The organism is Enterococcus sp. DIV1094, from assembly GCF_017316305.2.
GTDB lineage: Bacteria > Bacillota > Bacilli > Lactobacillales > Enterococcaceae > Enterococcus_B > Enterococcus_B mangumiae.
Map to the genome: position 1 here is coordinate 1,709,412 of NZ_CP147250.1, position 15,558 is coordinate 1,724,969.

Sequence of the window (15,558 nt, forward strand, 5' to 3'; positions counted from 1 at the left end):
GTTTTTTTCTAAATAACGAATAAATGGTTGGAGAAGAGTGCAATTCCTTATGTAATAAGGCGTTGTACTCTTTTTTATTTATTTTGCATGAAATATAATCGCCTATCATTCAATAATATAGTAGAATAAAGAAAGGGAAAGAACGTACATATACGGGGAAAATAGGGTGAATAACGAATGAAAATAGAGGACATCAAACGAGAAGAATTAAAAAGTGAATTAGGGGAACTGCATCATTTTCTGACAGAGTTGAGTGAGAAGTACTATGATACAGACAAAGAAAGAGTAACGATCCAATATCCAAACAATTCTGAAGGTCGACAATTGGAGCAAGTATATAATGAAATGTTCAAACATCTATTGAAAGTGAAAAAGGAATTAGATTATTATTCATTGCCGATCATCGATACGGGGATTTTAAAATACGATCAAGCAAGCGAACGATTTGTTTTCAAGTCAGTGCGTGAAAATCTTGAGTTATCCGCTGGAATGGATTTAGAAATCTTAGTAGAAGATTATTTTACCGAAACAAAGCAATGGGTCCGTACACGTCTAGAATATTTGCCAGAAGCATCAGGTGGCATACACGAAAACGGTTGGTATATCACGGAAGATAAAGAATTAGAATTAGAAGGAGCTATGGCAAGGATTCGCAAAACACATAGATAATCAACGAATAAAATAAAACGAAATAAGCAAGGAGAGTACATAGTGAAAGAGAAAAAAGCTTTTTACATCAATGGGTATTTCGGTGTTTTGGCACTAGGAGTATTAGCAGCAGTTGCGCTATTTTTCACAAGTATGAGTGTCTATCTTCCGTCAGTCTTAATTGTTAGCATATTGTTGTGGTTGATCGGTGCTATCCTTATCAGTGGCGTCACCATTGTCAATCCCAACCAGGCAAAAGTCATTTTGTTTTTTGGAAAATATATGGGAACGATACGTGAGAGCGGATTTTTCTTATCGATTCCTTTTGCTCGGAAAATCGGCTTATCTTTGAAGGTTCGAAATTTCAACAGTTCGTTGTTGAAAGTCAATGATTTAGATGGAAATCCGATCGAGATTTCAGCAGTCGTCGTCTTCAAAGTAGTGGATTCAGCCAAAGCACTTTTCGATGTAGCAAATTATCATCAATTTGTTGAGATCCAAAGTGAGACGGCACTTCGTCACATCGCCAGTCAATATCCTTATGATACTTTCCAAGAGGATGATCTTACGTTACGTGGGAATACTACAGCGATTTCTGATGAATTGGCGCAGGAATTACAGGAACGTTTATCCGTGGCAGGTGTTGAAGTCTTGGAAACGCGATTGAATCACTTAGCCTATGCGACAGAAATTGCTAGCGCGATGCTGCAACGGCAACAAGCTAAAGCCATCTTATCTGCTCGGCAAACAATTGTTGAAGGGGCGGTGTCGATGACTCAAATGGCGTTGGAACAAATCGAAGAAGGACAGGACATCACTTTTACGGATGATCGAAAAGTCCAATTGATCAATAATTTGCTTGTCTCTATTATTACCGATAAAGGAACACAGCCGGTAATCAATACTGGAAGCAATAAAGAAAAATAGCCGAAGTAGAAAACCCAGTTGTTCGTTGAGAAGCTGACGATAAAACGGAGGTTTTCGCTCAATACAAAGAATCTGGAGTGACTGACACTTTCCAGATTCTTTTTTCGTTCACCATATGACAATAGTGAAAGATTTTTGATAGCAGAAAGAAAGGACATTTCACTGGCAGTTCACTATACTTAATTTATCAGAAACACGAAAGAAGGAGTAACAATGAAAAAATTATTGATTGGGTTAGGTACGGTTATCATCATCGTCTTTGGTGGCTACCGTCTAGCAGATCATTTGATCATGGGGGGAGAAAGTTATTACGTTCAAATCACCACGGATGGTGAAAAACAGGTGGATCAATCCAGCGATGGACAAAAGATTACCAGCTACCGGGATATACAGAAGAAGGGAACGAAAAAATAATGGACTTCAATGGGTTTCAAGAACGACCGTTAAGGAAAGATGCGTTTTTGAAAGTCACTTGGAATAAAAACAAAGGGGTTACTTCTTACGAGGAAGTACAAGCGAAAGACATTCCAACAGCAGCAAAAGAAAAATTAAGTAAAGGGACGGTCGATAATGGATAAAATCGTAGAAATCAATAACGTGACGAAAGTCTATGGAAAAAGCAATGAGAAACAAACACAAGCATTGAACGGTATCAGTTTCAGTGTAGAAAAAGGCGAGTTTATTGGCATCATGGGTGCTTCAGGGTCAGGTAAATCGACATTACTAAATATCTTATCTACACTGGACAAACCAACAAATGGCACGATCCATATCAATCAAGCAGATGTAACCAAGCTGAAAGGAAATCAATTAGCAGATTTTCGAGCAAAAGAAATCGGCTTTATTTTCCAAGACTTCAACCTTTTAGAAAACTTGACTGCACAAGAAAATATTGCAGTTCCGCTTTCTTTACAAGGTGTGAAACCAAAAGATATCAAGAAAAAAGTCCATGCAGTTGCTGAACGTTTGTCGATCACTCATATCTTAGACAGCTACCCAGCGAAAATCTCCGGTGGACAAAAACAACGGGTAGCGGCAGCTCGGGCATTAGTGACACAACCAACGATCCTATTAGGAGATGAACCAACTGGTGCGTTGGATTCAAAAAGTGCGAAAGACCTATTAGACACAATGGAAGAATTGAATACAAAAGATAAAGTTTCCATTCTTTTGGTGACACATGATGCTTTTTCAGCAAGTTATTGTCAACGAATCTTGTTTATTAAAGATGGGGTCATCCACCAAGAAGTAAAACGCGGAGAGCAAAGCCGTTCAGACTTTTATCGTCAAATATTAACGATTTTAGGTAATCTGGAACAGGGGGACTGAACATGCTTTGGAAATTATCACTTACAGGAATTAAAAGCCGCTTGAGAGATTATATCGTTTTATTCTCAGGTTTAGTTATGGCCTCAGCCATCTTTTATATGTTTGAGTCAATGGCAAGTAACACAGAATTTTTGAACAATAATTCGACTATAGCGATGACTGTGATCATTTTCCGTTTTGGTTCAGTATTACTAGGGATCATTACGTTCGTCTATATCCTTTATGCCAACTCCTTTTTGATGACGATGCGTCAAAAAGATTATGCGATGTTCATGATGCTAGGTGCAAAAGGTCGAAAAATTGCACAGATGATCTTTTCTGAGACCTTGGTTGTTGGAACCGTTGCTACATTAGTTGGTTCAGCTGTAGGGATTGGATTGACAAGTGTCGTCCATCGACTATTAGTTGCACAGTTGAATATTCAAATCACTCATTTTACACCTTTTAACTTGCACGGTTTATTGATCACTTTGCTGTTTTTCATTGTTTTATTCTTATTAGCAGCATTTGTTAATGCGTTCTCCATTGTCAAAAAACCAATTTTGACATTGATCCGTGCCGATCAAACACCGACACAAATGAAACAACACAAATTCTTATTTTTCCTTGAAGTAGTGTTAGGAATCATCTTTATCGGTGTCGGTTATTATATGATGGCTAATATCGGCAAATATCAGTTGATGGCCATTGCAGTTGCGTTAGTTACAATCGTTTTAGGAACGTACTTTATTTTCCACTCGGTCATTATTTTCTTCTTGACCTTGCTGAAGAAGACAGAGAATCTTTCAATGAAAAAATTGAATAACTTTACGTTGTCTCAATTAAGTTTCCGTATCCGTGAATATACGCAAATGCTTTCAATGGTCGCAATGTTGTTCGCGTTAGCCTTAGGGGCATTGACAGTTGGACTAGGCTTTAAAAATGAAATCACTAAGTTGACCAATGCGGTATCAAACTATGACCTAGTATTGAATCGCTCAGAGTTGATCGATCAATCGAAGGTGGAAAAACTTTCACCAACGATCAATGTAGTCTATCAACAAAAAGAAGATGAAAAAACAGTATACTATAATTATAGTGAGTTTGAACAAAATCCATTTTTGATCATGGAAAATCAAACACCAAATACTGGGGAAAGAAACATCAAAACGAAAAAAGTAACAGCCGAAGAATTAGCGACGAATGTCAATTATCAAGATGAGTTACGCTATTATGAACTACCAGAACAACGGGAAAAAGAAGTGAAATTGCTGCCAGCAGAAGAATTTGCTCAGTTGAATCTTCCGCAAACAAACATGCAATTGATTCAAGTAAAAGATTTCCATGAGAGTATTGAACCGATTGGCGCGCTCGTAGCAGAAAACAATAAAAATAATGAATCATTAAAAGACGGAATGTTTAGCTTTACGCAAAAATATGATGCGTATCAAGTGATCAACGGCATGTTCTCAGGCTTTGAATTCATGGGCTTCTTCTTAGGGATCGCCTTCTTGACGATGTTAGCAAGCTGCTTGATGTTCAAGATTCTTTCAGGTAGTAAAAGCGATGTCGTTCGTTATGAGATGCTCGGTAAGATCGGTGCTCGTCAAGCATTGTTAAAACAATCGATTCGTCGAGAAATCGGTATTCTCTTCTTAGCACCGGGAATTCTAGGAGCAATCCATGTATTATTTGGACTTCAAATGTTTACTGTTTTGATGGATGATCCATATCACAACTTATGGATACCATTTGCAATATTCTTTGTTCTCTACTTTATCTACTATACTGTAACCACTTGGTTGTACACAGGAATCGTTTTGAACAAAAAAGACTAGGAATAGAGATTGATAAACCGAGAAGATGGTTCGTAGAAGAATCGGCTCTATAATAAAGTGGACTGATGAATCAATTCTGATTCGTCAGTCCACTTTTTCTTTTTGGGTATTAAAAAACATATCGTTCTCTAGTATGATTAAATCACCACAAAATAAACAACTGAGAGGACGATATGCTCTATGGAAAATTCTATCAAAAAAATGCTCCGATTAACAGATAAATATTTAACCATCCAAGATGTTTCTTACGAAACGTTCCATCAAACCAATACTTTAGTTATTGACGCAGTGTTAGCTCCTCCTACTTCTGCTTGTTTGACTTGTGGCTCTGCCGTGAGAGATTCGAAGGGGAAAACGGTCATTGTCAAAAATGGCAAGAAAATGACCTGCATTCGTTTCGATCAATTCAACCATTTACCGCTAATCATGCGGCTGAAGAAACAACGTTATCACTGTAGAAACTGCCATACCCATTGGACAGCCCAAAGCTATTTTGTTCGGCCAAATCATTCGATTGCCGAGCATGTAAAAATGAAAATCATTGCTTTACTCACCGAAAAGGTCTCCTTATCTTTTATCGCAAAGCATTGCCAGGTGTCTATTCCAACGGTGACGCGTATTTTGAAGTCGTTAAAAACCTATTTACCAAAACAAGCCAAGCGCCACCTGCCCAAAGTATTGATGGTCGATGAATTTCGTTCCCATGTATCCTCAGAAGATAAGATGAGTTTTATTTGTGCCGATGGGGAAACCGGGCAATTAGTTGATATCTTACCCACTCGAAAATTGTCTCGGTTGACCACTTATTTCCAGACATGTGTGAATCCATCTGACGTCGACTATTTAGTTACTGATATGAATGCGGCGTATTTTCAACTAACAAAAAAAGTATTTCCTCATGCCAAACTGGTCATTGATCGTTTTCATGTGATCAAACACATGAATCAAGCGTTCCAAGATTTTCGTGTCCGTGAAATGAAACGCCTGATTGCTTCGGGCAATCGGACAATGCCAAGGAAATTAAAAAGCCATTGGCGCTTACTCACCAAAAATCGGAAGAATATCAACCACACAGAATATAAAACTTGGCGTAGCTTTCGTGCCCCAAAGTATCCTTACCTGACAGAAGCCATGGTGCTTGACCGTTTATTAAGTGCTTCAACTGCCTTGAAAGTCGCCTATCAAGCGTTCCATGAACTAGCGGATGCCTTTCGTGACAAAGACCACGAGTCATTTTTCACTCTCTTGCATCAGTTACCAGAAACATTAGATAAAGAATTTCGGCTAAAACTACAAAATCTTCTGAGCTATGAAGAAGGGATTCGTCATTCTTTGATTTATCCTTACTCTAATGGGAAAATTGAAGCAAAAAACACCCACATCAAAACACTCAAACGAGTGTCTTATGGCTTTAAATCATTTGAGAACATGCGCATCCGAATCTTTTTGACGAATCAAGTCATTCACGTCAAATAACGAAGAAAATCCGGAGAAGAAGTGTTCACTTCTTCTTCCGGATTTCACTTGATTGCACTCATCAGTCCTTATTGACAAAGAGCCGAAGAATCACCTTCTCGGCTTTTTCTGCTCCCTTCGAAATAATTTAGGGAAACATGATAAAATAGTGGAAAGAACATTGAATTTGATTGGAGGCTATTGATCATGAGTGAACTAGCTAGATTTTTTAAAGACGGGCAACTGCAACAAATCCCCAGAAAAGAAAAAAACAAACGTTTGATTTTTGATCATCTTTATTCAAAGTTTGAATTTGATAAAGATTACTTAGAGAACGAGGTCAACGCAATTCTAAAAAGTATTTATCCTGATCATGCGATATTACGTCGCTACCTCGTTGATTATCATTATCTTGATCGAGCAAAGGACGGTTCGATTTATAAAAAGGCAGTGAGAGAGTCATGAGTGAAAAATTCAAAAACGTATCTCTTTGAAAGCCAAGCAAAGTTGGTGAAAAGAGATGCGTTTTTTTAGAGATTTTGATTTGTTTGTTTTTGCCAAGCATCATATTTCAATAAGAAATATTCAATAACGAAGAAGAGTGTCGAAGTGGATTCAAAAAGTGCAATAGGATTTTCTGGATTTTGTAGTTCTGAGTTCAAGAAGAAAATAGTTTCGGTACAGAGTTTTGAAACAGCAGAATTTCTAAGTTTTGTAATACCAATGGTTTGAATCCCTCGTTGTTTTAATTGCTTAGCCAATTTAACAACTTCAGGAGATTCACCATTCAGTGTGAGCAATAATACTAAATCATCAGGTTGAATGATTTGGTAAAACTGTTTGTTGATCGAAACGGCACCAAAATCGTATAAGATCAACCCATTATGTACGAAGAGTAATTTCATATAACTCGAGACTAAAGTTTGGATATCACCAGATCCGTAAATAAAGATCCGCTTAGCGTTAGCCATCATTTTACATAGATCCGTAAAATCTTTTTTCTTGAGATTTTCAATTGTTTGGATATGATTTTCAAGAATTTCTCCTTCCAGCTCAGATAGACACATATTCTCCTGTGTGAGTTCGTTTTTTAGGTGATATTTAAATTCTGAGAAACCATCAAATTCTAATTTTTGGCAAAAACGCATAATCGTTGTTCGAGAAACATTGCATTTTTTTGCTAATTCATTGATTGACATCGTTAAAGAATGCTTTTTGTGATTTGTGATATAGGACCAGATAAGAAAATCGTTTTCAGTCAATTTTGATTGAAACGTCGTAATAAGGTCTTGTAACATTTTCCCACTCCTTATTCATCTCTCATTTTTGAGGAACTTTGCTTTGTAACAGACATCAATATGCGCAACATTTTTATGTCTGTTTAGTTGCTATTTTTTTGATTCTGCCATTCGATACAACTGCTAAAGCTTTGATACCAAAATTTATTTCCAACGAAAGAAATTCGTCGATCGGTCTATTTCATCTTTATTAGGAATTATTCAACTAAATCGATCGACCTTTTTCTCCTCTCAAAACTACAATACGCCATATCTGGCAATATAACCGCAAATTTTATAGGTATTTATAGATTTTAAATTTAACTGTTGCAACTCTCTTGTATCAACATTTTTTTATCTTTTCTCACCACCTATACGTTTATTCGAGGGATGTTTTCGACTGGATATGTCCTCATTATTGCTCCTTTAATAGTAAGATACGCATAGTTTCTCGGTTAAATGAAAGATTTATCTATTTTGATCAACTGTTATCATATGTCTAGTTTTATACTCTAGGATACGATGTGACGATTCACATTTTTTGTGAAAAAAACCTTTTTGTTGTGAGAAACTTTTAAATCATCTGAAAGTATTTTATAAATCCGTTTTAATAGTAAACTGGAAACAGGTAAAGCGCTTACCTAAAAATATAAAGGAAAAAAAGACTATGATGAAAAAAATTCAAAGATTTGGTGGAGCAATGTTAGCACCTGTCATGCTATTCTCTTTTTTCGGTATCGTTATTGGTTTTTCTTTGCTTCTTTCGAATCAAACGATTATGGGAGATATTGCTGCACCAGGCACACTCTGGTATAAGTTCTGGAATGTTGTAGCAGCCGGTGGATGGACCCCATTTTTTCAATTACCGCTTTTATTTGTTGTCGGATTACCGATCAGTTTAGCTAAAAAATATGCGGCTCGAGCAACAATGGAAGCATTAGTGATCTATATTGCTTTTAACTATTTCGTTCATGCGATCTTAACGTTATGGCCAAATTCTTTCGCTGTGGATCTATCTCAAGGAACAACGGTTGGTTCCGGGTTAACATCGATTGCAGGGATCATCACTTTAGATACTGGTATGATCGGAGCATTGTTGATTTCAGGTATCGTGGTTTATTTGCATAATCGCTTTTATGAAAAAGAATTACCAGAGATGTTAACGATTTTTAGTGGTTCTGTTTTCGTGACGATGATTGCTTTTCTTGTCATGATTCCTTTAGCACTTTTGATGTGTGTCGTATGGCCAATCATTCAAGAAGGAATGAGAAGCATGCAAGGATTTTTTGTGAATTCGGGAAATTTTGGTGTATTCATCTATCAATTTTTGCAGAAAATTCTTATCCCAACAGGCTTACATCATTTTGTGTACGCACCATTTGCTTATGATAGTGCGGTAGTTGAAGGTGGGATGGCCGCTTATTGGGCATCAAATATTGGTGAATTCCAAACAAGTGCACTTTCGCTTAAAGAACTTTATCCTTTTGGTGGTTTTTCTTTATCAGGTATGTCAAAAGTATTTGGTACAGCTGGATTGAGCTTAGCTATTATTCAAGCTGCTAATCCAGATAAAAAGAAAAAGGTCATCGCATTGATCGCACCAGCTGCATTAACTGCGATTTTGACCGGAATCACCGAACCCATCGAGTTTACTTTCTTATTTGTTGCCCCTGCTTTATGGGGAGTCCATGCACTGTTAGATGCATCGATTGCTACAGTTTCTTATGCATTTGGCGTTGTTGGAGACTTTGGAGGTGGCTTGATCAATTGGCTCGGGCTAAACTGGCTACCCTTATGGAATTTCCATGGTTCCACGTACCTCACCCAAATTATGATCGGACTTATATTTACTGCGATTTGGTTTGTGGTATTTACGTTCATGATCAAAAAATTCAATCTAAAAACTCCTGGACGTGAAGAGGATCTATCAGAGATACAGCTTTATTCAAAAGCGGATTATGAGAACAAAAAGAATGTACAACAACATGAGCAAGATAAAAACCTACCTAAACATGCAAGGCAAGCACAAGCCTATTTAGTGTTAGTGGGTGGAAAAGAGAATGTACTTGATGTGACGAATTGTGCAACACGGTTACGACTTACCGTGAAAGATACAAGTAAAGTAGCCAGTTCTATTGATTTTCAGGAAGCTGGCGCCTCAGGACTAGTCAATCCAGGCAATGGTGCTATCCAAATCATCGTTGGGTTAACTGTTCCAAGAGTGAGAGAATCGTTTGAAGACTTGATTGTAAAATAAGAGGAGGAGAACCATGAGTAAGAAAAAAAGTTCAATCTTGATTGCCGGCGGAGGAAGCACATATACACCATCACTAGTAATGATGTTAATAGAAGACCGAGAACGATTTCCAGTCAGTAAAATAAAATTTTATGATAATGATGAACAAAGGCAAGCAGTCATCGCAAAAGCCTGTGCAATCATTCTCGCTGAACGAGCGCCAGAAATAGAATTTAGCTATTCAACGGGTCCCAAAGAGGCTTTCACAGATGTTGATATTGTCATGGCGCAACTAAGAGTCGGAAAATATGCGATGAGGGAACAAGACGAAAAAATTCCATTTAAATATAATGTTGTAGGACAAGAAACATGCGGTCCAGGGGGGCTTGCCTATGGATTACGCTCGATCGGGCCAGTCTTAGAACTAGTTGATTATATGGAAAAGTATTCGCCAGATGCTTGGTTATTGAATTATTCCAATCCAGCAGCAGTTGTCGCAGAAGCAACAAGAAGGTTTCGCCCCAATTCAAAAATCATCAATATTTGTGATATGCCTGTTTGTTTAGAAGATATCATGGCTCGAGTGATGGGCTTACAGGATCGTAAAGACTTCGAAACATCTTATTTTGGCTTGAATCACTTTGGGTGGTGGACGAGTATCAAAGATCATAAGGGAAACGACTTATTGCCAAAAATAAGCGCGCATGTAAAAAAATATGGGTATACGGAACAAACGCAACAAGGCCAACATAAAGAAACGAGTTAATTGGAAACCATGTTAGCAGCTAAAGAGTTACATGAGATTGAACCGACTTTTTTATCAAATACGTATTTGAAATATTATTTAATGGCTGATGAAACAGTTGCTCATGCCGATAAACAGTATACAAGAGCAAATGAAATTATCGATGGACGTGAGAAATATGTATTTGAAGAATGTCAAAGAATCATCGATAATCAAACGGCCAAAGACACAACTTTTGCCTCCAATGAACATGCCTCATTTATTACAGATCTAGCTTGTGCGTTGACATTTAATACAAAAGAACGCATGATCCTGATTGTTGAAAACAATGGTGCGATTTCTAATTTTGATCATGATGCGATGGTTGAATTGCCTTGTATCGTGGGGAAAGATGGTTATGAAGTAGTGTCAATTGGTGCGATTCCTACTTTCCAAAAAGGTTTGATGGAACAACAAATTGCATCTGAAAAGTTAGCAGTTGATGCATGGGAACAAAAATCATATCAAAAGTTATGGCAAGCCTTCATTATGAACAAAACGGTACCTAGTGCAAAAGTAGCTAAGAAGATACTTGATGAAATGATTGAAGTCAATGCCCCTTATTGGCCAGAACTGAAATAAGTATCACTAAAAGAAAGAAAGGAATCGGCTGTAGGATATCCTTCAGCCGATTATTTTGAAAGTCGACATGGCAGTAAAAAATAAATTTCAAGCAGTCTATTTTTTCCAGTATGCATTGATGGCTCTTTTGATGACACAGATCGTTCCGTTTTTGACCGGACAAGGATATGACACGGTACAGAGAGGTTGGTTTTTAGCTTCTTACAGTGTAACCACGATTGTTTTCCAAATCTTTATTGGGTATTATTCAGATCGAAGCAAACAGATAAAAAAAATTGCCATGGTCGTTTCTACACTATTTGTATGCTTTGCGAGCAGTTTTTATTTGTTAGGAAAAGATACTTGGTTGATACATTTTATCGTATTGGCAATTGCTGGTGGGTTATCCAATACAGGTGCAGTAGTTCTAGATAATTGGGTATTATCACAAGTAGCAGTGAAAAATGAGATTGCTTCAATCAAAGCAATTGGTTCTTTAGGGTGGAGTGTGATGAGTATCTGTGTTCCGCTATTTATTTTCAATAATGACTATCAGTGGTTAGTAGCTCCTTTTTTGTTTTTCTTAGTCATTTATTTTTGTTTTGCTAAATCTTTACCGGAAGCACAGCGCGAGAAAAATAAACAAAAAAAGCAAGAAATCAAAGAATTCAGCCTTTCGGATATGTATCTGCTTATAAAAAATAAGGAGTTCTTATTTTATACCTTGCTATTTTTTCTTTTATATTTAACCATCGTCGCAAATAATACGATTGTGATCGATAAGTTGCTCTTAATGGATAGTGGACATGCATTTGTAGGATCAAAGTGGTCGATTCAAGCTTTCTGTGAAATCCCAGCATATTTTCTATTGAATCGTTCAGTGACAAAATGGAAAAATGAGCGATTGATTTTTATTTCTGGTTTCTTTTTGGTGCTGCAATTTTTGATTTATACAATTTCACGCACACCATTCCTATTACTTGTTGCTAGCTTCATGCAGTTTTTTACTGTCCCAGCTTTTACCATCGGTAGTCGAATGATCATCAGTGAGATTACACCTAAAAATGTTTTTTCCTCAGGGCAACTCCTATCTATAAGTATTTATATGGGGATTTCTTCATTTATTTCTCCATTACTAGGCGGAGTACTGGTTCAACAGTTCTCATTAAATCGAGCACTTCTCTTTTTTAGTATGCTACCGGTTGGTGCTTTTATTTTTTATTGTTGCTACAGAAAGTATCAGAGAAATAGTTGGACAGCTTAAAATGCTACGTTCAGGAGCTGATTTAAAAGTTAGATAATTCCTTACTTTTCCTTACTTTTTTGGTATAATAAAAGAAACGGGAGGAATAACTATGGATAAAAAAGTGCAAGTATCAGCTAAAATGACATCCAAAAATCAGATTACTGTCCCTAAGAGTGTTCGTCAAAAATTAGGCTTGAAAGAGAATCAGAGAGTTATTTTTGAATTCACGCCTGAGGGTGAAATTAAAGTGACTAGTGAAAAAGCTAATCTGGATTTTGAAGAATTTTGGAAGCATGAATTGGTTGTGATGGAAGAATATGGGAGTTATGATACAGAAACTGTCGATTTTGGTGAGGACGTTGGCGAGGAGAAAATCCAATGGTAAAACAAGGGGATATTGTTTTTATAGATTTGGATCCAACAAAAGGGAATGAACTAGCAAAAACACGTCCGTGTGTCATCATCAGTAATGATTATTACAATAAGATTTTCAATACTGTTTTAGTCATGCCAATTAGTAGCTCCACAAAGTATTTACAGGAAAAATATCAACGTTCAGGGGCATTTCAAACAATTTCTGATACAGAGATGAATACAATCAAAGGAACGATATTATGTCAACATATCCGAAGCATCGATTTATCTCAACGCAGTAATCTTCAGGTGGTTGATCAAATCGATTCTCAAACGAAAAAAACATTATCGGAAATTGCCAAATATTTTTTCTAACTCAATAATAAACCTTTCCAGCATCTATTCCGTTGAACTAAGCTACGTAAAAAGAACCAGAAAGCAAAAGTCAGCCATCAACTTTTGCTTTCTGGTTCTAGTCTATCCAAGTTGTTATCTTAAAAACTGTTTCATCCGAAAGACACGATCAAGATTCAAGCGGCTAGCCAGTGGCTGGTCGGTTTCCCTAACGGTTACAGAAAGCTTCTGTGGGATCTCTCTCACTGAGAAATGGTGCCATAGATCCCAAAATGAAGCAAATCTTAATTCTGATAAATAAAGCAGTGAAGGATTTCTTTGATTGAACAGTGAAATATTCATTCGTGAGAATGTAGGAGAAGGGCGTTGCCAACGGATTGGAACCACAAAGGAATCACTTTGTTCATTTGTTTCTTCCTCATTCTTCTCTTGTTCTTTTGGTTCATCGAATTGCGTTAAATCGTAGGCTTCGATGATCGCATTCAATTTTCTAGAATATTGACGATCCGTTGCATAGCGTCCTTCTAAATACTTCGTTGCTTCACGGAAATCTTTAGTCTCAGATTTCCATGTCGGTTTATAAAAATCAGAATTATGGGACAGACCATTTTTGATCAAATCGGCGTAATCTTCTAAGCTTTCTTTGTAAGAAGGATATTTCCGAAAAGCTGCACGAATCTGATAATTTTGACCGGCGGATGTTTGTTCTAAAGTATTGAAGGAAACGCTACTTCCTTTATAAGCACCCTTGATCCCAAATAGATTATAGTTAGGTGAGCGAGAAAGCAAGCTATTCCCAGAACCACTCTCTAAAATAGCTTGTGCCATCATGACAGAAGCATAAATATCTTCTTCTTGACCGATTTCTCGCGCATCCTCTGCGATTTTTTCTAAAAATTGGTCAGTCGTCTGGTTTTGTGTGAAGTGGAACGTCTCATTCAATCCGTCTAAAATCGGCGAGCTAGCTAAAGATCCCGTTGCTCGTGGTAAGCCTGCTAAATTGACACGTAAGGCAAAATTAGGTGTGTATGCTTTGAGCGAAGTGATCCGTACATGGTCACCCGGTTGGGGCGCATGGATATAATTCCCGTTACCGATATAAATACCGACATGGTGCGTGATACCGGTAGAAGGACCCCAGAAGACTAAATCGCCTGGTTGCGCTTGATCAACTGGGATTTTAGTTCCAGCGTATTGTTGTTCGCCCGTCCAACCACCAATGGAATAGCCCGTGACTTGTTTGTAAATAAAATAAGTCAAACCAGAGCAATCAAAAGTAGCAGGTCCTTTGGCACCCCAAACATAAGGTTTCCCTAAATGCTTATAGGCTTCTTTGACAAGTGCTTGTTGTATACTAGTCGTATTTGTCGGTAGAACAGCTTCAATCGGTGTTTTGACAACAAAATCAGATGATTCTGAAGAAGGATTTTCGATTCGATCAGGCGTCGACGGACGATTCGTGTTTGCTGTCTGATTTGAAGATGAGCCTGTATTGTTCGTTGACCCGGTAGAACCGTTTGTATTTGAGTTCCCATTATTATTCGAAGAACTTGGCGGTCTTGAAGGGTTCGTGGTATTTCCCGTATTTGAATTGCCGTTATTGTTTCCATTGTTGTTCCCGCTATTTCCAGAATTGCCACTATTCCCATTATCTGGGACCTCTGGCGTGACTGGGGTTGGCTGAGAAGAATCTGTCGTTTCTTCTTCAGGCGTTGATGGTTCAGAAGGGGAAGTCGTCGATTCAAATTTGCCAGTGATCGTTAAATCAGTCACACCAACTGTAAACATTTGCTTAGTATAGTCTATTTCTTGCGCGCCTTCGATTTTGACCGAAACCAATCGTTCGTTTGCCGCAGGTGTGATCATATATGTAACTTTGGTACCTTCTTCTAAATCTTTGACTTTTCCGGATTTAGAAATCTCTAGAAAATCCTCTTCAGTATATTCTCTTGTCTTGATATCGGCTTCTTCTTCCTCTTCATCAACGATCCTCAGTTTGATTTTTCCACGTAGGTTTCGAGCAATCGTTAGCGTCCGAGTTGCTGCTTCGGAAGATTCTTCTGTGGATTCCTGCGTACTATCCGAAGAATCAGTGGAAGAACTTGAGACGGTCGAATCACTCGTACTTGATTCGGTCGTAAACGTCGGGCGCTCAGCAATGAGAGAGCTGCTGGATGTTTGGGTCCGACTAGTTGTTGCAAACGCAGATTGTGTAGATAACAACGTTGGAGCAATCAGCCAAGATGCTGCAAGTAGGCGTATTGCTGTTTTTTTCTTCATAATGAAATACTCCTTTTCTTTTTCCACAGTTGCGCTAAAAAAGCGCTACCTGTTCGGTCAGTTGTTTGATTTCGTCAATAAAATCAAGCTTTATTGACTGACAAAAAAACAATTCAACATCTGGACAAAAGCGATGAGTAGTCATTCATTCGTTCGAACATTCATTATTGGATGTACCCTATTTCATTTGTGGGGGCACAAATTTTGGGGGAAATGAGTACACTTACTATCAGTTTACCAAAGATTTAACATTTCTTCAAAACATTTCGTTAAATAACTAATGTGAAAAA

12 protein-coding genes and 2 pseudogenes are annotated in these 15,558 nt (G+C 37.6%); 12 read left to right on the forward strand and 2 right to left on the reverse strand.

All coding sequences use genetic code 11. From position 1 onward, the window contains the following. Nucleotides 1-177: 177 nt before the first annotated feature. From DOK79_RS08245 to DOK79_RS08275, 7 genes and pseudogenes are all read left to right on the forward strand, one after another. Nucleotides 178-669, forward strand: a complete 492-nt coding sequence (locus DOK79_RS08245) for a DUF5348 domain-containing protein (RefSeq protein ID WP_206855828.1) — start codon at nt 178-180, stop codon at nt 667-669. A 42-nt stretch (nt 670-711) separates the two neighbouring features. Continuing rightward, complete coding sequence (locus DOK79_RS08250) at nt 712-1,575, forward strand: SPFH domain-containing protein (protein WP_206855831.1); 864 nt, start codon at nt 712-714, stop codon at nt 1,573-1,575. Between the two features lie 213 nt (nt 1,576-1,788). Continuing rightward, nucleotides 1,789-2,153: pseudogene (locus DOK79_RS08255) on the forward strand (YxeA family protein). Next, nucleotides 2,146-2,904, forward strand: a complete 759-nt coding sequence (locus DOK79_RS08260; protein ID WP_206855834.1) for an ABC transporter ATP-binding protein — start codon at nt 2,146-2,148, stop codon at nt 2,902-2,904. The pseudogene DOK79_RS08255 and the gene DOK79_RS08260 overlap by 8 nt, the downstream one beginning before the upstream one ends. A 2-nt stretch (nt 2,905-2,906) precedes the next feature. After that, nucleotides 2,907-4,721, forward strand: a complete 1,815-nt coding sequence (locus DOK79_RS08265; protein ID WP_206855836.1) for an FtsX-like permease family protein — start codon at nt 2,907-2,909, stop codon at nt 4,719-4,721. A 180-nt stretch (nt 4,722-4,901) separates the two neighbouring features. Further along, entirely contained in the window at nt 4,902-6,197 is a 1,296-nt protein-coding gene (locus DOK79_RS08270; protein ID WP_206859623.1) for an ISL3 family transposase, read from the forward strand. Nucleotides 6,198-6,383: 186 nt separating this feature from the next. Next, nucleotides 6,384-6,641, forward strand: coding sequence for a DUF2087 domain-containing protein (locus DOK79_RS08275; RefSeq protein ID WP_206857739.1), 258 nt, complete (start codon nt 6,384-6,386; stop codon nt 6,639-6,641). A 65-nt stretch (nt 6,642-6,706) separates the two neighbouring features. On the opposite strand, the gene DOK79_RS08280 is transcribed toward DOK79_RS08275, so the two are convergent. After that, nucleotides 6,707-7,474, reverse strand: a complete 768-nt coding sequence (locus DOK79_RS08280) for a MurR/RpiR family transcriptional regulator (RefSeq protein WP_206857737.1) — start codon at nt 7,472-7,474, stop codon at nt 6,707-6,709. 646 nt (nt 7,475-8,120) lie between these two features. Between DOK79_RS08280 and DOK79_RS08285 the strand changes: the two genes are divergently transcribed. The 5 genes and pseudogenes from DOK79_RS08285 (at nt 8,121) to DOK79_RS08305 (ending at nt 13,009) form a co-directional block, all read left to right on the forward strand. After that, complete coding sequence (locus tag DOK79_RS08285) at nt 8,121-9,710, forward strand: alpha-glucoside-specific PTS transporter subunit IIBC (RefSeq protein WP_206857735.1); 1,590 nt, start codon at nt 8,121-8,123, stop codon at nt 9,708-9,710. Between the two features lie 13 nt (nt 9,711-9,723). Beyond that, nucleotides 9,724-11,055: pseudogene (locus tag DOK79_RS08290) on the forward strand (6-phospho-alpha-glucosidase). Nucleotides 11,056-11,122: 67 nt separating this feature from the next. Further along, nucleotides 11,123-12,298 carry an MFS transporter gene (locus tag DOK79_RS08295; protein WP_206857734.1) on the forward strand — a complete coding sequence of 392 codons (1,176 nt, stop codon included), beginning with the start codon at nt 11,123-11,125 and terminating at the stop codon, nt 12,296-12,298. 91 nt (nt 12,299-12,389) lie between these two features. Beyond that, a complete protein-coding gene (locus tag DOK79_RS08300) occupies nt 12,390-12,665 on the forward strand; it encodes an AbrB/MazE/SpoVT family DNA-binding domain-containing protein (RefSeq protein ID WP_206857732.1) in 276 nt (91 codons plus the stop codon). Further along, nucleotides 12,659-13,009 carry a type II toxin-antitoxin system PemK/MazF family toxin gene (locus DOK79_RS08305; RefSeq protein WP_206857730.1) on the forward strand — a complete coding sequence of 117 codons (351 nt, stop codon included), beginning with the start codon at nt 12,659-12,661 and terminating at the stop codon, nt 13,007-13,009. Before DOK79_RS08300 ends, DOK79_RS08305 begins: the two co-directional genes overlap by 7 nt. A 114-nt stretch (nt 13,010-13,123) precedes the next feature. On the opposite strand, the gene DOK79_RS08310 is transcribed toward DOK79_RS08305, so the two are convergent. Next, nucleotides 13,124-15,268, reverse strand: coding sequence for a glucosaminidase domain-containing protein (locus DOK79_RS08310; RefSeq protein WP_206857728.1), 2,145 nt, complete (start codon nt 15,266-15,268; stop codon nt 13,124-13,126). Nucleotides 15,269-15,558 lie beyond the last annotated feature (290 nt).

Excerpts from the sequence above, each read along its gene's own strand:
- DOK79_RS08245 (WP_206855828.1), top strand. The coding sequence starts at position 178 with ATGAAAATAGAGGACATCAAACGAGAAGAATTAAAAAGTGAATTAGGG.
- DOK79_RS08260 (WP_206855834.1), top strand. The coding sequence starts at position 2,146 with ATGGATAAAATCGTAGAAATCAATAACGTGACGAAAGTCTATGGAAAA.
- DOK79_RS08265 (WP_206855836.1), top strand. The coding sequence starts at position 2,907 with ATGCTTTGGAAATTATCACTTACAGGAATTAAAAGCCGCTTGAGAGAT.
- DOK79_RS08270 (WP_206859623.1), top strand. The coding sequence starts at position 4,902 with ATGGAAAATTCTATCAAAAAAATGCTCCGATTAACAGATAAATATTTA.
- DOK79_RS08275 (WP_206857739.1), top strand. The coding sequence starts at position 6,384 with ATGAGTGAACTAGCTAGATTTTTTAAAGACGGGCAACTGCAACAAATC.
- DOK79_RS08280 (WP_206857737.1), bottom strand. The coding sequence starts at position 7,474 with ATGTTACAAGACCTTATTACGACGTTTCAATCAAAATTGACTGAAAAC.
- DOK79_RS08285 (WP_206857735.1), top strand. The coding sequence starts at position 8,121 with ATGATGAAAAAAATTCAAAGATTTGGTGGAGCAATGTTAGCACCTGTC.
- DOK79_RS08295 (WP_206857734.1), top strand. The coding sequence starts at position 11,123 with ATGGCAGTAAAAAATAAATTTCAAGCAGTCTATTTTTTCCAGTATGCA.
- DOK79_RS08300 (WP_206857732.1), top strand. The coding sequence starts at position 12,390 with ATGGATAAAAAAGTGCAAGTATCAGCTAAAATGACATCCAAAAATCAG.
- DOK79_RS08305 (WP_206857730.1), top strand. The coding sequence starts at position 12,659 with ATGGTAAAACAAGGGGATATTGTTTTTATAGATTTGGATCCAACAAAA.
- DOK79_RS08310 (WP_206857728.1), bottom strand. The coding sequence starts at position 15,268 with ATGAAGAAAAAAACAGCAATACGCCTACTTGCAGCATCTTGGCTGATT.